The 15,168-nt window shown below is 69.6% G+C and carries 12 protein-coding genes; 9 read left to right on the forward strand and 3 right to left on the reverse strand.

What is annotated here, in order from left to right:
- Nucleotide 1: 1 nt before the first annotated feature.
- The 6 genes from AB0D49_RS27320 (at nucleotide 2) to AB0D49_RS27345 (ending at nucleotide 7,651) form a co-directional block, all read left to right on the forward strand.
- Nucleotides 2–1,162: an acyl-CoA dehydrogenase family protein gene (locus AB0D49_RS27320; protein WP_362762040.1), complete on the forward strand. Its 1,161-nt coding sequence runs from the start codon at nucleotides 2–4 to the stop codon at nucleotides 1,160–1,162.
- 129 nt (nucleotides 1,163–1,291) lie between these two features.
- Nucleotides 1,292–2,353, forward strand: a complete 1,062-nt coding sequence (locus AB0D49_RS27325) for an ABC transporter substrate-binding protein (RefSeq protein WP_362762042.1) — start codon at nucleotides 1,292–1,294, stop codon at nucleotides 2,351–2,353.
- 295 nt (nucleotides 2,354–2,648) lie between these two features.
- Nucleotides 2,649–4,091 carry an aspartate aminotransferase family protein gene (locus tag AB0D49_RS27330; RefSeq protein WP_362762044.1) on the forward strand — a complete coding sequence of 481 codons (1,443 nt, stop codon included), beginning with the start codon at nucleotides 2,649–2,651 and terminating at the stop codon, nucleotides 4,089–4,091.
- A complete protein-coding gene (locus tag AB0D49_RS27335) occupies nucleotides 4,075–5,352 on the forward strand; it encodes a SidA/IucD/PvdA family monooxygenase (RefSeq protein ID WP_362762046.1) in 1,278 nt (425 codons plus the stop codon). The genes AB0D49_RS27330 and AB0D49_RS27335 overlap by 17 nt, the downstream gene beginning before the upstream one ends.
- Complete coding sequence (locus AB0D49_RS27340; RefSeq protein ID WP_362762048.1) at nucleotides 5,349–5,888, forward strand: GNAT family N-acetyltransferase; 540 nt, start codon at nucleotides 5,349–5,351, stop codon at nucleotides 5,886–5,888. Before AB0D49_RS27335 ends, AB0D49_RS27340 begins: the two co-directional genes overlap by 4 nt.
- A complete protein-coding gene (locus AB0D49_RS27345; protein WP_362762050.1) occupies nucleotides 5,885–7,651 on the forward strand; it encodes an IucA/IucC family siderophore biosynthesis protein in 1,767 nt (588 codons plus the stop codon). The genes AB0D49_RS27340 and AB0D49_RS27345 overlap by 4 nt, the downstream gene beginning before the upstream one ends.
- A gap of 196 nt (nucleotides 7,652–7,847) precedes the next feature.
- On the opposite strand, the gene AB0D49_RS27350 is transcribed toward AB0D49_RS27345, so the two are convergent.
- Nucleotides 7,848–9,452: a beta-N-acetylhexosaminidase gene (locus tag AB0D49_RS27350; RefSeq protein WP_362762052.1), complete on the reverse strand. Its 1,605-nt coding sequence runs from the start codon at nucleotides 9,450–9,452 to the stop codon at nucleotides 7,848–7,850.
- A gap of 136 nt (nucleotides 9,453–9,588) precedes the next feature.
- Between AB0D49_RS27350 and AB0D49_RS27355 the strand changes: the two genes are divergently transcribed.
- Nucleotides 9,589–10,458: a DUF4429 domain-containing protein gene (locus AB0D49_RS27355; protein WP_362762054.1), complete on the forward strand. Its 870-nt coding sequence runs from the start codon at nucleotides 9,589–9,591 to the stop codon at nucleotides 10,456–10,458.
- On the opposite strand, the gene AB0D49_RS27360 is transcribed toward AB0D49_RS27355, so the two are convergent.
- Nucleotides 10,445–12,058, reverse strand: a complete 1,614-nt coding sequence (locus AB0D49_RS27360) for a metallophosphoesterase family protein (RefSeq protein ID WP_362762056.1) — start codon at nucleotides 12,056–12,058, stop codon at nucleotides 10,445–10,447. The two genes, AB0D49_RS27355 and AB0D49_RS27360, sit on opposite strands and share 14 nt — an antisense overlap.
- Nucleotides 12,059–12,229: 171 nt before the next feature.
- Here AB0D49_RS27360 and AB0D49_RS27365 point away from each other — a divergent pair, with 171 nt between their 5' ends.
- Together AB0D49_RS27365 and glmS are read left to right on the forward strand one after the other, a co-directional pair.
- A complete protein-coding gene (locus tag AB0D49_RS27365) occupies nucleotides 12,230–12,487 on the forward strand; it encodes a hypothetical protein (RefSeq protein WP_362762058.1) in 258 nt (85 codons plus the stop codon).
- Nucleotides 12,488–12,542: 55 nt separating this feature from the next.
- Nucleotides 12,543–14,360, forward strand: a complete 1,818-nt coding sequence (glmS, locus tag AB0D49_RS27370) for a glutamine--fructose-6-phosphate transaminase (isomerizing) (protein ID WP_362762060.1) — start codon at nucleotides 12,543–12,545, stop codon at nucleotides 14,358–14,360.
- A gap of 188 nt (nucleotides 14,361–14,548) precedes the next feature.
- Here the strand turns inward: glmS and AB0D49_RS27375 are convergent, their stop codons facing one another.
- Nucleotides 14,549–15,076 carry a universal stress protein gene (locus tag AB0D49_RS27375; RefSeq protein ID WP_362762138.1) on the reverse strand — a complete coding sequence of 176 codons (528 nt, stop codon included), beginning with the start codon at nucleotides 15,074–15,076 and terminating at the stop codon, nucleotides 14,549–14,551.
- Between the last annotated feature and the right edge of the window lie 92 nt (nucleotides 15,077–15,168).

A 15,168-nucleotide genomic window follows, 5' to 3' on the forward strand; every position in this document is an offset into this window, starting at 1 on the left:
CATGGATCACCGCCTCTCCCCCGAGCTGGAGGAACTCCGGCGCACGGTCGAGGAGTTCGCCCACGACGTCATCGCCCCGAAGATCGGCGACCACTACGAGCGGCACGAGTTCCCGTACGAGATCGTCCGCGAGATGGGCCGGATGGGCCTGTTCGGACTGCCCTTCCCCGAGGAGTACGGCGGGATGGGCGGCGACTATCTGGCGCTCGGCGTGGCCCTGGAGGAGCTGGCCCGGGTCGATTCCTCGGTCGCCATCACGCTGGAGGCGGGCGTCTCCCTGGGCGCGATGCCGGTCCATGTGTTCGGCACGGAGGAGCAGAAGCGGACCTGGCTGCCCCGGCTGTGCTCCGGTGAGATCCTCGGCGCGTTCGGGCTGACCGAGCCGGACGGCGGCTCGGACGCGGGCGCGACCCGGACGACGGCCCGGCTCGACGAGTCGGGCGAGAACTGGGTGATCAACGGCACCAAGTGCTTCATCACCAACTCCGGCACCGACATCACGGGCCTGATCACCGTCACCGCGGTCACCGGCCGCAAGCCCGACGGCAAGCCCCTGATCTCCTCGATCATCGTCCCGTCCGGCACCCCCGGACTCACGGTGGCCGCGCCCTACTCCAAGGTCGGCTGGAACGCCTCCGACACCCGCGAGCTGTCCTTCGCCGACGTCCGGGTCCCGCGCGAGAACCTGCTCGGCGAGGAGGGCCGGGGCTACGCCCAGTTCCTGCGCATCCTGGACGAGGGGCGGATCGCCATCGCGGCACTCGCCACCGGGCTGGCCCAGGGCTGTGTGGACGAGTCGATCAAGTACGCGAAGGAACGTCACGCCTTCGGCCGGGCGATCGGTGGCTACCAGGCGATCCAGTTCAAGATCGCGGACATGGAGATGCGGGCCCACACCTCCCGGCTGGCCTGGCGGGACGCGGCCTACCGGCTGGTGGCGGGCGAGCCGTTCAAGAAGGAGGCGGCCCTCGCCAAGCTGTACTCGTCCACGATCGCCGTGGACAACGCCCGGGACGCCACCCAGATCCACGGCGGCTACGGCTTCATGAACGAGTACCCGGTGGCCCGGATGTGGCGGGACTCCAAGATCCTGGAGATCGGGGAGGGCACGAGCGAGGTGCAACGGATGCTGATCGCACGGGAGTTGGGGCTCACCGGCTGAGGATCGAAGGCGGCACCGGGGCGGGGCCTTCTGGACAGATGGTTAGGTTAGGCTAACCTGGCTGCGGCTGTCCGGAGGGTTGCCCTCCGCCCCGGCCGTCCCCTCCGCCTCCCCGAAAGCAGCGCCGCCATGCCCCTCGCCGCCCGTACGCCCCGTCCCAGCCGCCGCGGGATACTCGCCGCCGGTGGCGCCCTTGGCCTCGGTGCCGCGCTCGTGGCGTGCGGGGGTGGTGACAGCGGGGGCGGTACGGGTTCCGGCGCCTCCGGCGCCGACCAGGACTCCGGGCCCTGGTCGTTCAAGGACGACCGGGGGGAGACCGTCTCCGCCGACAGCACGCCGGCCAACATCGTCGCCTTCATCGGTGTGGCCGCCGCCCTCCACGACTACGGCGTCACCGTCAAGGGCGTCTTCGGCCCCACCGAGACCGCCGACGGCAAGCCCGACGTCCAGGCCGGCGACCTCGACATCACCAAGGTCACCAACCTCGGCAACGAGTGGGGCCAGTTCAACATCGAGAAGTACGCGGCCCTGCGCCCCGACGCCCTGATCTCCACGATGTTCGACGACCAGGGCACGCTCTGGTACGTCCCCGACGAGTCCAAGGACAAGATCCTCGCCGTGGGCGCGCCGAGCGTCGGCATCTCCGTCTACGACCGGCTCCTCACCCAGCCGCTGGAGCGGATGGTCGAACTGGCGAAGTCGCTGGGCGGGGATGTCACCGCCGCGAAGGTCACCGACGCGAAGAAGCGGTTCGAGGACGCGGCGGCGCGGCTGCGGGCGGCGGCGAAGGCGAAGCCGGACATCAAGGTGCTGGTGGGCTCCGCGAGCCAGGACATGTTCTACGTCTCCGGGTCGAATCTCTCCGTCGATCTGGAGTACTTCAAGTCGCTCGGGGTGAACTTCGTGGAGCCGTCCGCCGCGGCGATGGCGGAGACGGGGGGCTGGTTCGAGTCGCTGAGCTGGGAGAACGTGGACAAGTATGCGGCGGATGTGATTCTGATGGACAACCGGACGTCCGCGATTCAGCCGGCTGACATTGTTGAGGGGACGTGGAAGCGGTTGCCTGCGGTTGCTGCGGGGCAGGTGGTGGCTCGGGATACGGAGCCGGTGTTGTCGTATGACAAGTGTGAGCCGATGTTGGTTGCGTTGGCTGAGGTGTTGGAGGGGGCGCGGAAGGTGAGTGGGGGGTGACGGTTGGGGGGCGGGTGCGGGTTCGTTGTGGCTGGTCGCGCAGTTCCCCACGCCCCTAAAAGCCTTGCCCCCGACCGCGTTTGATGGTTGCCCCCGTATGGGTTCCGTACGGGGGTTTTCGCTTGCCTGGGTGAAGGGTCGCCGCTGTGACCGGGGTTACAGGAGGGTGATCGAATGGGACTGGAAAGTTAGGTTAGGCTTGCCTAAATTGATGAGCGGAAGGCGCTGCCCCGCTTCCGTCCCCTCCCCATCTCCTCCCCATCCCCTCCCCCCTCCTCCCCCTCCGAGGCCCCCCATGCGCTCCCAGCTACTCAATGGCATGACCACGGAGCGGTACCGCCGCTCCGTGACCGATGGAGTCGAGCGGGTGGCCGCCCGGCTCGCCGCCACCGACCGGCCGTTCACCGGAGTCACGCCCGACGCCCTCGCCCCGCTCATCGAGCGGATCGACCTCGACCGGCCGCTGTACGACACCACCGCCGTGCTGGACGAACTGGAGGACGTCTACCTCCGGGACGCCGTCTACTTCCACCACCCCCGCTATCTCGCGCACCTCAACTGCCCCGTCGTCATCCCGGCCGTGCTCGGTGAGGCCGTGCTGTCGGCCGTCAACTCCTCGCTGGACACCTGGGACCAGTCGGCGGGCGGCACGCTCATCGAGCGCAGGCTCGTGGAGTGGACCGCCGGGCGGCTCGGGCTCGGTCAGGCGGCCGACGGGGTGTTCACCTCGGGCGGCAGTCAGTCCAACCTCCAGGCGCTGCTGCTGGCCCGTGAGGAGAGCAAGACCGACTCCCCGGCCAAGCTGCGGATCTTCACCTCCGAGGCCGGTCACTTCAGCGTCCTGAAGTCGGCGAGGCTGCTCGGGCTGAGCGCCGACTCGGTGGTGTCCATACCCGTCGACCGGGACCGGCGGATGCGGACCGTCGTCCTCGCCCGGGAGCTGGAGCGCTGTGCCCGCGCCGGACTGGTCCCGATGGCGGTCGTCGCCACCGCCGGGACCACCGACTTCGGCTCCCTCGACCCGCTGCCGGAGACCGCCGACCTGTGCGCCCGGTACGGCACCTGGCTGCATGTGGACGCGGCCTACGGCTGCGGACTGCTGGCCTCCCCGACCCGCCGTCATCTGCTCGACGGGATCGAGCACGCCGACTCGGTCACCGTCGACTACCACAAGTCCTTCTTCCAGCCGGTGAGTTCCTCCGCGCTACTGGTGCGGGACGCGACGACCCTGCGCCACGCCACCTACCACGCGGAGTACCTCAACCCGCGCCGGACGGTCCGGGAACGTATCCCCAACCAGGTGGACAAGTCGCTCCAGACCACCCGCCGGTTCGACGCGCTCAAGCTCTGGATGACCCTGCGCACCATGGGCGCCGACAGTGTCGGTGAACTCTTCGACGAGGTGTGCGAGCTGGCCGCCGAGGGCTGGCGGCTGCTGGCCGCCGATCCGCGCTACGACGTGGTGTGCGAGCCGGTGCTGTCCACCCTGGTGTTCCGCTGGGTCCCGGCCGCCGCCACCGACCCGGCCCTGACCGACCGGGCCAACCGGTACGCCCGTACGGCGCTGGCCGCCTCCGGTGCGGCCGTGGTCGCGGGCACCGAGGTGGACGGCCGGCAGTACCTGAAGTTCACCCTGCTCAACCCCGAGACCACACCGTCCGACATCGCCGCCGTCCTCGACCTGCTCGCCGGGCACGCCGAGCAGTACCTGGGAGACTCCCTTGACCGCGCTTCCTGAGACCACCCATGACGTCGTGGGCATCGGTCTCGGCCCCTTCAACCTGGGTCTGGCCTGTCTGACCGAGCCCCTGGCCGAGCTGAACGGCGTCTTCCTGGAGGCCAAGCCGGACTTCGAGTGGCACGCGGGCATGTTCCTGGACGGCGCCCACCTCCAGACCCCGTTCCTGTCGGACCTGGTCACCCTCGCCGACCCGACCTCCCCGTACTCCTTCCTGAACTATCTGAAGGACCAGGGCCGCCTCTACTCCTTCTACATCCGGGAGAACTTCTATCCCCTGCGCGCCGAGTACGACGCCTACTGCCGCTGGGCAGCGCACCGGCTGACCAGCGTCCGCTTCAACGCCGAGGTCACCGAGGTCACGTACGACGACGGCAGCGGGCTGTACACCGTCCGCACCGCCGCCGGAGCCGTATACCGCGCCCCCCGCCTGGTCCTGGGCACCGGCACCCCGCCGTACGTCCCCGAGCCCTGCCGCGGCCTGGGCGGGGACCTGCTGCACAACTCCCGTTACCGGCAGCACCGGGAGGAGCTGCGGCGCAAGAGGTCGATCACCCTGGTCGGCAGCGGCCAGTCAGCCGCCGAGATCTACTACGACCTGCTCGGCGAGATCGACGTCCATGGCTACCGGCTGAACTGGGTCACCCGCTCCCCCCGCTTCTTCCCCCTCGAATACACCAAGCTCACCCTGGAGATGACCTCCCCGGAGTACATCGACTACTACCGGGAGCTGCCCGAGGACACCCGCTACCGGCTCACCGCCGAACAGAAGGGCCTGTTCAAGGGCATCGACGGCGATCTGATCAACGCCATCTTCGATCTCCTCTACCAGAAGAACCTGGCCGCCCCGGTCCCCACCCGCCTGCTCACCAACTCAGCCCTCACCACCGCCTCGTACGCGAACGGCACCTACACCCTCGGCTTCCACCAGCAGGAGCAGGACAAGCACTTCGAGCTGGCTTCGGACGGACTGGTCCTCGCCACCGGCTACCGCTACACCGAGCCGGACTTCCTCGCCCCGATCGCCGGACGGCTGCTGCGCGACTCCCGTGGCAACTTCGACGTGGCCCGCAACTACGCCATCGACACCACCGGGCGCGGGGTCTTCCTCCAGAACGCCGGTGTCCACACCCACAGCGTCACCTCGCCCGACCTCGGCATGGGCGCCTACCGCAACAGTTGCATCATCCGCGAGCTGCTGGGCGGGGCCGAGCCCTACCCCGTCGAGAAGACCATCGCCTTCCAGGAGTTCGCCGTATGAGCATCGGCCCCCTCACTCTCCGCCCCCTCGACCCGCTGACCGACGCCGAACTGCTGCACGGCTGGGTGACCCACCCCAAGGCGGCGTTCTGGATGATGGGCGACGCCCGGCTCCAGGACGTGGAGCGCGAGTACATGCGCATCGCCGCCCACCCCCACCATCACGCCCACCTCGGACTGCACGCCGGCACCCCGGCCTTCCTGATGGAGCGGTACGACCCCCGGTACGTCGAGCTGACCGGCCTGTACGAGCCGGCGCCCGGCGATGTCGGTATGCACTTCCTGGTCGCCCCCACCGACCGCCCGCTGCACGGCTTCACCCGGGCCGTGCTCACCGCCGTCATGGACGCGCTGTTCGCCGACCCGCGCACCCGGCGGGTGGTGGTCGAGCCGGACGTCACCAACACGGCCGTGCACACCCTGAACGCGGCGGTCGGTTTCGTCCCCGAGCGGGAGATCGACAAGCCCGAGAAGCGCGCCCTGCTGTCCTTCTGCACCCGCGCCCAGTTCCTGGCCGCCCGAGGAGCCGCCGTATGACCCTCTCCGACGCCGTGGCGCATCTGACCCCCCAGCACTGGGCGCGGGCCAACCGGCTGCTGATCCGCAAGGCCCTCGCCGAGTTCGCCCATGAACGCCTCCTGACCCCCGAGCCGGACGGCACCGACACGTACACCGTCCGCTCCGACGACGGCCGGACGACCTACCGCTTCACTGCGGCAAAGCGCGCCCTGGACCACTGGCAGGTGGAACCGGACTCGATCACCCGCCACACCCCGGACGGCGAACGCCCCCTCTCCGCCCTCGACTTCATCCTCGACGTCCGCACGCCCCTGGGCCTGACCGACACGGTCCTCCCGGTCTACCTGGAGGAGATCTCGTCCACCCTGGCGGGCCTCTGCTTCAAGCTGGGCAAGCCGCAGATCCCGGCCGCCCGCCTCGCCTCCGGCTCCTTCCAGGAGATCGAGACCGGCATGACCGAGGGCCACCCCTGCTTCGTCGCCAACAACGGCCGCCTCGGCTTCGGTGTCCACGAGTACCTGTCGTACGCCCCCGAGACCGCGAGCCCGGTCCGGCTGATCTGGCTGGCGGCCCACCGCTCCCGCGCCACATTCACGGCGGGCGCGGGCATCGCGTACGACACCTTCGTCCGCGCGGAACTCACTCCCGAAACGGTGACCCGCTTCCACGACACCCTCCTCGCCCAGTCCCTTAACCCGGAGGACTACTACCTCCTCCCGGTACACCCCTGGCAGTGGTGGAACAAACTCACCATCACCTTCGCCGCCGAGATCGCCGAACACCGCCTGATCTGCCTGGGCGAGGGCAACGACACGTATCTGCCCCAGCAATCCATCCGCACCTTCTTCAACACCACCAGCCCACACAAGCACTACGTCAAGACCGCCCTGTCGGTCATCAACATGGGCTTCATGCGCGGCCTGTCCGCCGCCTATATGGAGGCGACCCCGGCCATCAACGACTGGCTCGCCCAGCTCATCGACAACGACCAGACGCTCAAGTCATCCGGCATGTCGATCATCCGCGAACGCGCGGCCATCGGATACCGACACCTGGAGTACGAGCGAGCCACCGACCGCCACTCCCCGTACCGCAAGATGCTGGCCGCACTGTGGCGCGAGAGCCCGGTACCGTCCCTGAGGCCCGGCGAAACCCTCGCCACCATGGCCTCCCTACTCCACCAGGACGAGGCGGGCCACTCCTTCACGGCGGCCCTGATCACCCGCTCGGGCCTCCCCCCACGAACCTGGCTCCGCCACTACTTGGACGCCTACCTGACCCCCCTCCTCCACTGCTTCTACGCCTACGACCTGGTCTTCATGCCGCACGGCGAGAATGTGATCCTGGTCCTGGAGGACGGGGTGGTACGGCGGGTGATCCACAAGGACATCGCCGAGGAGATCGCCGTCATGGACCCGGACGCGATCCTGCCCCCGGCGGTGGAACGACTCCGCGTGGACGTCCCCGACGACATGAAACTCCTGTCGATCTTCACCGACATCTTCGACTGCTTCTTCCGCTTCCTCTCCGCCCACCTGGCAGCGGAGGGCGTCCTGGAGGAGCCCGACTTCTGGCAGACGGTCGCCGAAACAATCCACGAGTACCAGTCCTCAACCCCCGAACTAACCGAAAAATTCACCCACTACAACCTCTTCACCCCCACCTTCCCCCTCTCCTGCCTAAACCGCCTACAACTCCAAAACAACACCCAAATGCTGGACCTAACCAACCCCACAGCAGCCCTACAACTAACAGGCACTTTGAAAAACCCGCTGACTTAAGCCTGAAAACGCAGGCAGGGGCAGCGCCCCAGGGGCGCGGGGAACTGCGCGACAAGCCCCCACTCAGCCGCACAGCCCACACAACCCCAGCGCCCCACAACCGATGGCTATAGGGGCGCTGGGGGTACCCCCTCTGGGGGAGGAACTGCGCGACCAGCCACAACCCACCCGCACCCGCCACACAACCGCCCCCACCTCACTCCGTAGGCGCAGGCGTAGGCCAAGGAACCCCGGGCGCCCGATAGAACCCGATCCCCAACACCCCCCACCGCTCAGCCTGCGCAGCAAGCCGAACCCGATACCCCTCCCACCCACGCACCCCCACCGAAGACCACCCCAACTCCGCAACCCCCGGCAACCGAGGAAACGCCATGAACTCCACATGCGAGGAGTTCTCCAACGTCTCCGACCACAACGGCGCCTCAACCCCCCGCACCGCCGAAGCCGGAACCCCCGGAAGATAAGCCCCCGGCTCCCAGTCATAAGACCGCCGCACATCCACATACCCCGCCCAGTCCAGCCCGAGCGGCGTACTCGCGTCGTACTTCATATCCAGGTACACCCGGTCCGCCGGCGAAAGGATCACCCCCGTACCCGCCCGCGCCGCCGCGGCGACCCGCTCCTTCTCCGCCGCGTCCGTCCCGTCCAGCCCCCAGTACTGCGCGAGAGCGCCCCGCACGGGCGTCGCCCCGGTCAGCTGATGCCAGCCGACCACCGTCTTGCCGTACCGGGCGACGACCGCCTGGGCCCGCGCCATGAAGGCCACATAGTGCTCATGGCTGGTGGAATGCGCCTCGTCCCCACCGATGTGCAGATACCGGCCGGGCGTCAGCGCGGCGATCTCCCGCACCACGTCGTCCACGAAGTCATAGGTGACCTCCTTCGGCACGCACAGCGAGCTGAAGCCGACCTCGGTCCCGGTGTACAGCGGCGGAGCCACGCCGTCGCAGTTCAGCTCGGCGTAGGAGGCGAGCGCGGCGTTGGTGTGGCCCGGCATGTCGATCTCGGGGACCACCTCCAGGTGGCGGTCGGCCGCGTACGCCACGATCTCCCGGTAGTCGGCCTGGGTGTAGTACCCGCCGGGCCCGCCGCCGACCTCGGTGGAGCCCCCGTACGTGGCCAGCCGGGGCCAGGAGTCGACGGCGATCCGCCAGCCCTGGTCGTCGCTGAGATGCAGATGCAGCTTGTTGAACTTGTACAGCGCGAGCTGGTCGACGTACCGCTTGACCTCCGCGACGGAGAAGAAGTGCCGGGACACATCGAGCATGGCGCCGCGCCAGCCGTAGCGCGGGGCGTCCTCGATGGCGCCGCCCGCGACCAGCCAGGGGCCGGGCTGTACGGAGTCGTGCTCGACGGCGGCGGGGAGGAGCTGGCGCAGGGTCTGCACGCCGTGGAACAGCCCGGCGGGCCGCTGCGCGGTGATGGTGACGCCGCCGCGTCCGCTGTCCAGCCGGTAACCCTCCTCGCCGTAGGGGCCTTTGGCGAGCCGCAGCCGGATGCCGCCCGCGCCCTGGGCGGTGACGGGCAGCGGGTAGCCGGTGGCGGGGCGCAGCAGCCCGGCGAGATAGTCACCGACCCGCCGCTCCTCGCGGCTCTCGCCGACGCTGATCCGGGTGCGGTCGGTGATGCGGTACGGCAGTCCGCCCGGGTCGACGGAGGCGGGCGCGGGCACGATCCGGCCGAGCGGGACGACGCCCCCGGCGGCGGGGTCGGGCGGGGCGGCGCCGCTGACGGAGGCGCCGGCACCGGCGACCAGGAGCAGGCAACCCAGGAGGCGGAACGTTCTGCTGTGCTGTCTCACCCAACCGGTCCTTCCTTCAACCCGACAGAGAACACACAGGGAACTGAGAACGCAGAACTGAGAACAGAGGGAGCAGAAGAGAGCGTCCTACAGGTGTGGACCACTGTCTCCCGACGGCGGTGGAACAATCGCTCTCATGGCGGAAATCATCCAGCGGGACGGCACCTGGGAGTTCGACGGCGACGCGCTACGGCTGACACCGGGTCGGGACAAGTCCGTCGGTCTGCTGCGCAGGACCCTCGGGGAACTGGTGGTCCCGCTGGGCGCGCTGGCCGGGATCTCGTTCGAGCAGGGCAGACGCGCGGGCCGGCTGCGGCTGCGGCTGCGGGACGGCGCCGATCCGCTCCAGTTGGCGACGGGCGGGCGGCTGGCGGAGCCGCACGACCCGTATCAGCTGGCCGTGGAGTCGGACCGGTACGGGGTCGCGGAGTACTTCGTGGACGAGGTGCGCAACGCGCTGCTGCTGGAGCAGGTGCCGGGCGACCCGGTGGACGCCTATCTGCTGCCGGGCCCGGCGGTGCCGCTGTCGTTCTCGGCGGGGGACGCCACGGCGAGCTTCGACGGGGAGCGGGTGCGCCTGGAGTGGAACTGGAAGACCGAGGAGGCGAAGTCGGCGTCCGGCACCCGGACCATCGACGTCACCGAGATCACGGCCGTGGAGTGGCATCCGGCGGCGGGTCTGGAGAACGGCTTCCTGCGGTTCACGGTGCGCAGCTCACCGACGAAGGCGCCACCGAAGTACGACCCCAACTCGGTGGACCTGTGGGGTTTCAAGAAGGACCCGCTGATGGCGCTGATCGCGGCTGCCGTACAGGCCCGGCTGGCGCATCCGGCGACCACGGCGGGCGACGCCCGCCCCCGCCTCGCCCCGGCCGCCGCCGAGCCCGACGACGGCCATGACGCGCTGCTGCGGCGGCTGCGGGAACTGGGCGACCTGCACCGCTCGGGGGTACTGACCGACGAGGAGTTCGCCCTGGCCAAGCAGGCGGTCCTCAAACGCCTGTGAGGACCGCCCGCCCCCGCTGGCGCACCCTTCGGGCGACGGTGAAGCGGTCGACCTCGGCGCCGGTCTCGGCGATCCCGCGCACGGTGAGCGTGGCGAGCCGCCCCCTGGGGGCCGGGGTGACGTCCACCCTGAGGAAGGAGTAGTCGAGGTAGCGGACCCGGGACCAGGGGACGGTCTCGGCGCGGTGCCCGCCGCCCTCGACGCAGACGAACGAGGCGACCGACTCGACGTCCTTCTCATGGCCCGCGTAGGACGGGTCGGCGCTGAACGCGTACAGCCCGCGCCCGGCGGCACCGGCGGTGACGTACACCACGCCGTCGGTCTCCGGGTAGGCGGTCCCGCCGATCGGCAGTTCCTTGGCGACGGCGCCGCCCCGGAGCACGTCGGTCCGCTCGTAGACGTGGTTGTGCCCGTTGATGACCAGGTCGACGGTGTACGTGTCGAAGAGCGGCACCCACGCGTCGCGGACCCCGCCCTCGGAGGCGTGCGCGGTGGAGGTGCAGTAGGCGCAGTGGTGGAAGAAGACGACGATGAAGTCGATGTCCGGGTCGGCCCGGTACGCCTTCAGTCTGCGCTCCAGCCACGCCGTCTGGGCGCCGCCGGAGATTCCGAGATTGGCCGGAATCTCGAAGGAGAGGTCATTGGCGTCCAGCGCGATGACGGCCGTGTTGCCGTGCGTGAAGGAGTACACGCCGGGCAGGTCCGCCGGGTCGGGCCCGTCGCCGGGCAGTTGCCAGCGGGCCGCCTCGCCGCCGTAGCCGTGGGGCGCGTACCACGCCTCCATGTCGTGGTTGCCGTACGCCACCATCCACGGGACCTGCCGGGCGACCGACTCGGTCTGGTGCAGGAACTGGTCCCAGATCCGGGCGTCGTAGCCGGTGTCGGAGGGCTTGCCGAGCCCGGTCGGGTCGCCGTAGGCGATGTCCCCGGCGTGCAGGTGGAAGGCGGGATTCTGGCCGAGGATCAGGGCGTCGTTGGCGAGCCCGTGGTAGCTGACGCCCTGGTCGCCGAAGGCGGTGAAGGTGAACGGCTCGGCCCGGCTTGGGGCGGTGGTGAAGGTGCCGAGGGTCCCGGCGAGGTGCGCGGCGGCCGGGTCGAAGCCGTCGTGGCCGACGCCGTAGTAGTAGGTCCGTCCGGGGCGCAGCCCGGTCAGCCGGGCGTGCAGGTAGTACTGGGTGTGGTCGCCGCCGGTGCCGACCCCGGCCGGGGTGAACAGCGTGCGGACCTCGGCGTCGATCTTCCGGGACAGGCCCCAGGGCTGGGCGCCGATCCGCACGAAGGGCCGCCTGACGGCGAGCGGCACCTGCCAGGAGACGGTCATCTCGGTGCGCGGATCGTCGCCGTACGCCAGATGCCGCCCGAAGGGCGCCACATACGCCCCGTCCACGGTGGCGGACGCCGGACGGGGCACGGCGGCAGGCACGCCGGCCCGCGCGGTGGCGCCGGGCACGAACGCCCCGCCGGTGACCGCGCCGAGCGTGACGGCACCGCCCCTGATCATCGTGCGCCGGGAGAACCGGGCGCGGAGATACGCGTGCTGCTCGGCCATGCTCAGGCGCCCGGCGAGCCGTTCGGGTACGCCCATACGAGGAAGGTCCATGACCCAAGAAGGTGCCCACGGCACCCATCGGGACACGGAACAACCCGCCAAAGACCTCCCATGGGTGCCCCATGACTCACCCAAACGCCCCCGATACGACCCCGACACGATCCTGCCCGGAATCGGGCAGATTTCTTGCGAAACCCCTGCCGCTCCTCCAGGATCAACCGGGTGCACGAGGAACTCGTCGATCATCTGACACGCTCCACGCCCCTCAACCGGGGCGAGGCCCTGCGGGTGGTCCAGGACGTGCTCGCCTACTTCGACGAGACGACCACGGAATACGTCCGCCGCCGCCACCGCGAACTCCAGGCCCAGGGCCTGGTGAACGCGGTGATCTTCGAGCGGATCGAGACGGATCTGAAGTACCGGGCGGTGGCCCCCCCGGACCTGTCGCAGCGCCAGCTACGCCGCATCGTCTACGGCTGACGGCCCACCGCCCTCCCCCTCCACACCCACCCTCTACGGCTAGGAATGCCCCTATATGTGCGGAATCGTCGGATACATCGGGAAGCGTGATGTGGCCCCGCTGCTCCTGGAGGGCCTCCAGCGCCTGGAGTACCGCGGCTACGACTCGGCCGGCATCGTCGTCACCTCCCCCAAGGCCGCCGGGCTGCGGACGGTCAAGGCCAAGGGCCGGGTGCGCGACCTGGAGGCCAAGGTCCCGGCCCGCTTCAAGGGGACCACCGGCATCGCCCACACCCGCTGGGCCACCCACGGCGCCCCCTCCGACGTCAACGCCCACCCGCATCTGGACGCCGAGGGCAAGGTCGCCGTCGTCCACAACGGCATCATCGACAACGCCGCCGACCTGCGCCGCAAGCTGGAGGCGGACGGCGTGGTCTTCCTCTCCGAGACCGACACCGAGGTCCTCACCCATCTCATCGCCCGCTCCCAGGCGGAGAAGCTGGAGGACCGGGTCCGCGAGACCCTGCGCCTGATCGAGGGCACCTACGGCATCGCCGTACTGCACGCCGACTTCCCCGACCGGATCGTGGTCGCCCGCAACGGCTCCCCGGTCGTGCTCGGCATCGGCGAGAAGGAGATGTTCGTCGCCTCGGACATCGCCGCGCTGGTCACCCACACCCGGCAGATAGTGACCCTGGACGACGGCGAGATGGCCACCCTCAAGGCCGACGACTTCCGTACGTACACCACCGAGGGCACCCGCACCACCGCCGAACCCACCACCGTCGAGTGGGAGGCCGCCTCCTACGACATGGGCGGCCACGACACCTACATGCACAAGGAGATCCACGAGCAGGCGGAGGCCGTGGACCGCGTCCTGCGCGGCCGGATCGACGACCGCTTCTCCACCGTCCACCTCGGCGGCCTCAACCTGGACGCCCGCGAGGCCCGCGCGGTCCGCCGGGTCAAGATCCTCGGCTGCGGCACCTCGTACCACGCGGGCATGATCGGCGCCCAGCTCATCGAGGAGCTGGCCCGCATCCCCGCCGACGCCGAACCGGCCTCCGAGTTCCGCTACCGCAACGCCGTCGTGGACCCCGACACCCTCTACATCGCGGTCTCCCAGTCCGGCGAGACCTACGACGTGCTGGCCGCCGTGCAGGAGCTGAAGCGCAAGGGCGGCAAGGTCCTCGGCGTGGTGAACGTGGTCGGCTCGGCCATCGCCCGCGAGGCGGACGGCGGCATCTACGTCCACGCGGGCCCTGAGGTCTGCGTGGTCTCCACCAAGTGCTTCACCAACACCACGGTCGCCTTCGCGCTGCTCGCCCTGCACCTGGGCCGGGTCCGGGACCTCTCGGTCCGCGACGGCAAGCGGATCATCGAGGGCCTGCGGCGACTGCCCGCCCAGATCGCCGAGATCATGAAGCAGGAGCCGGAGATCGAGGAACTGGCCAAGAGCTACGCGGACGCCCGCTCGATGCTGTTCATCGGCCGGGTGCGCGGCTACCCGGTGGCCCGCGAGGCGTCCCTGAAGCTCAAGGAGGTCTCCTACATCCACGCCGAGGCCTACCCGGCGTCCGAGCTGAAGCACGGCCCCCTCGCCCTGATCGAACCGGCGCTCCCCACGGTCGCGATCGTCCCCGACGACGACCTGCTGGAGAAGAACCGCGCCGCGATGGAGGAGATCAAGGCCCGCGAGGGCCAGATCCTGGCGGTAGCCCACCAGCCCCAGCCGAAGGCCGACCACACCATCCTGGTCCCCAAGAACGAGGACGAACTCGACCCCATCCTGATGGGCATCCCCCTCCAACTCCTCGCCTACCACACGGCCCTGACCCTGAACCGAGACATCGACAAGCCGAGAAACCTCGCGAAGTCGGTAACGGTGGAGTAGAGCCCGCACTCAAAACCCCGGGGGATACCGACTCCTTAGGGGCGCTGGGGGTACCCCCTCTGGGGGAGGAACTGCGCGACCAGCCCCCACCCACCCGCACAGGCCACACAACGGAACGGGCCCCCACATGACGCCACGTCACAGGGGGCCCGCGCCGGACTCACCGCGTCCGCAACCGCCCGGCCTCGTTACGGAATGACGACCACGGGCCGCTTCGCCCGCTTGGCGAGCCGCCCGGCGACCGAGCCGAACATCCGGCCCACCAGCCCGTGCGTCGAGCCCACGACGATCGCGTCCGCCTCGTACTCCCGCCCGACCTCTTCGAGTTCATGGCAGATGTCCCCGCCGCGCTCGACCAGGATCCAGGGCACCTCGGCGAGATAGTCCGCACACGCCAGTTCCAGCCCGAGCACCTCGGTGCGGTGGTCCGGGACATCCACGAAGACAGGGGGCTCACAGCCCGCCCAGACGGTGGTGGGCAGCCGGTTGGCGACATGCACGATGATCAGGCCCGCGTGCGAACGGCGGGCCATGCCGATGGCGTACGCGAGGGCACGCTCACTGGAGGTGGAGCCGTCGAAACCGACGACGACACCATGTTTGAAGGCGGGATCGCACGCATGACGTGGTTCTTCCGCCGCCAGGGGCTCAGCCGCCGTGGGATCGGCGACGGGCCGCTTGCGGTCCGCGGGTTCGGAGAATTCGTGACCGGCCATGGCTGTCTCGGCGTCGTGATCCTTCATCGGGGAGGGACGACCGGGTCGTCCGCGCTGTGTCCGGGAATCATCTTCCCAACCCCATACCCCCA

The sequence above is a fragment of the Streptomyces sp. NPDC048290 genome, from assembly GCF_040652095.1.
Lineage (GTDB): Bacteria > Actinomycetota > Actinomycetes > Streptomycetales > Streptomycetaceae > Streptomyces.

Excerpts from the sequence above, each read along its gene's own strand:
- AB0D49_RS27320 (WP_362762040.1), top strand. The coding sequence starts at position 2 with ATGGATCACCGCCTCTCCCCCGAGCTGGAGGAACTCCGGCGCACGGTC.
- AB0D49_RS27325 (WP_362762042.1), top strand. The coding sequence starts at position 1,292 with ATGCCCCTCGCCGCCCGTACGCCCCGTCCCAGCCGCCGCGGGATACTC.
- AB0D49_RS27330 (WP_362762044.1), top strand. The coding sequence starts at position 2,649 with ATGCGCTCCCAGCTACTCAATGGCATGACCACGGAGCGGTACCGCCGC.
- AB0D49_RS27340 (WP_362762048.1), top strand. The coding sequence starts at position 5,349 with ATGAGCATCGGCCCCCTCACTCTCCGCCCCCTCGACCCGCTGACCGAC.
- AB0D49_RS27345 (WP_362762050.1), top strand. The coding sequence starts at position 5,885 with ATGACCCTCTCCGACGCCGTGGCGCATCTGACCCCCCAGCACTGGGCG.
- AB0D49_RS27355 (WP_362762054.1), top strand. The coding sequence starts at position 9,589 with ATGGCGGAAATCATCCAGCGGGACGGCACCTGGGAGTTCGACGGCGAC.
- AB0D49_RS27360 (WP_362762056.1), bottom strand. The coding sequence starts at position 12,058 with ATGGACCTTCCTCGTATGGGCGTACCCGAACGGCTCGCCGGGCGCCTG.
- glmS (WP_362762060.1), top strand. The coding sequence starts at position 12,543 with ATGTGCGGAATCGTCGGATACATCGGGAAGCGTGATGTGGCCCCGCTG.
- AB0D49_RS27375 (WP_362762138.1), bottom strand. The coding sequence starts at position 15,076 with ATGGCCGGTCACGAATTCTCCGAACCCGCGGACCGCAAGCGGCCCGTC.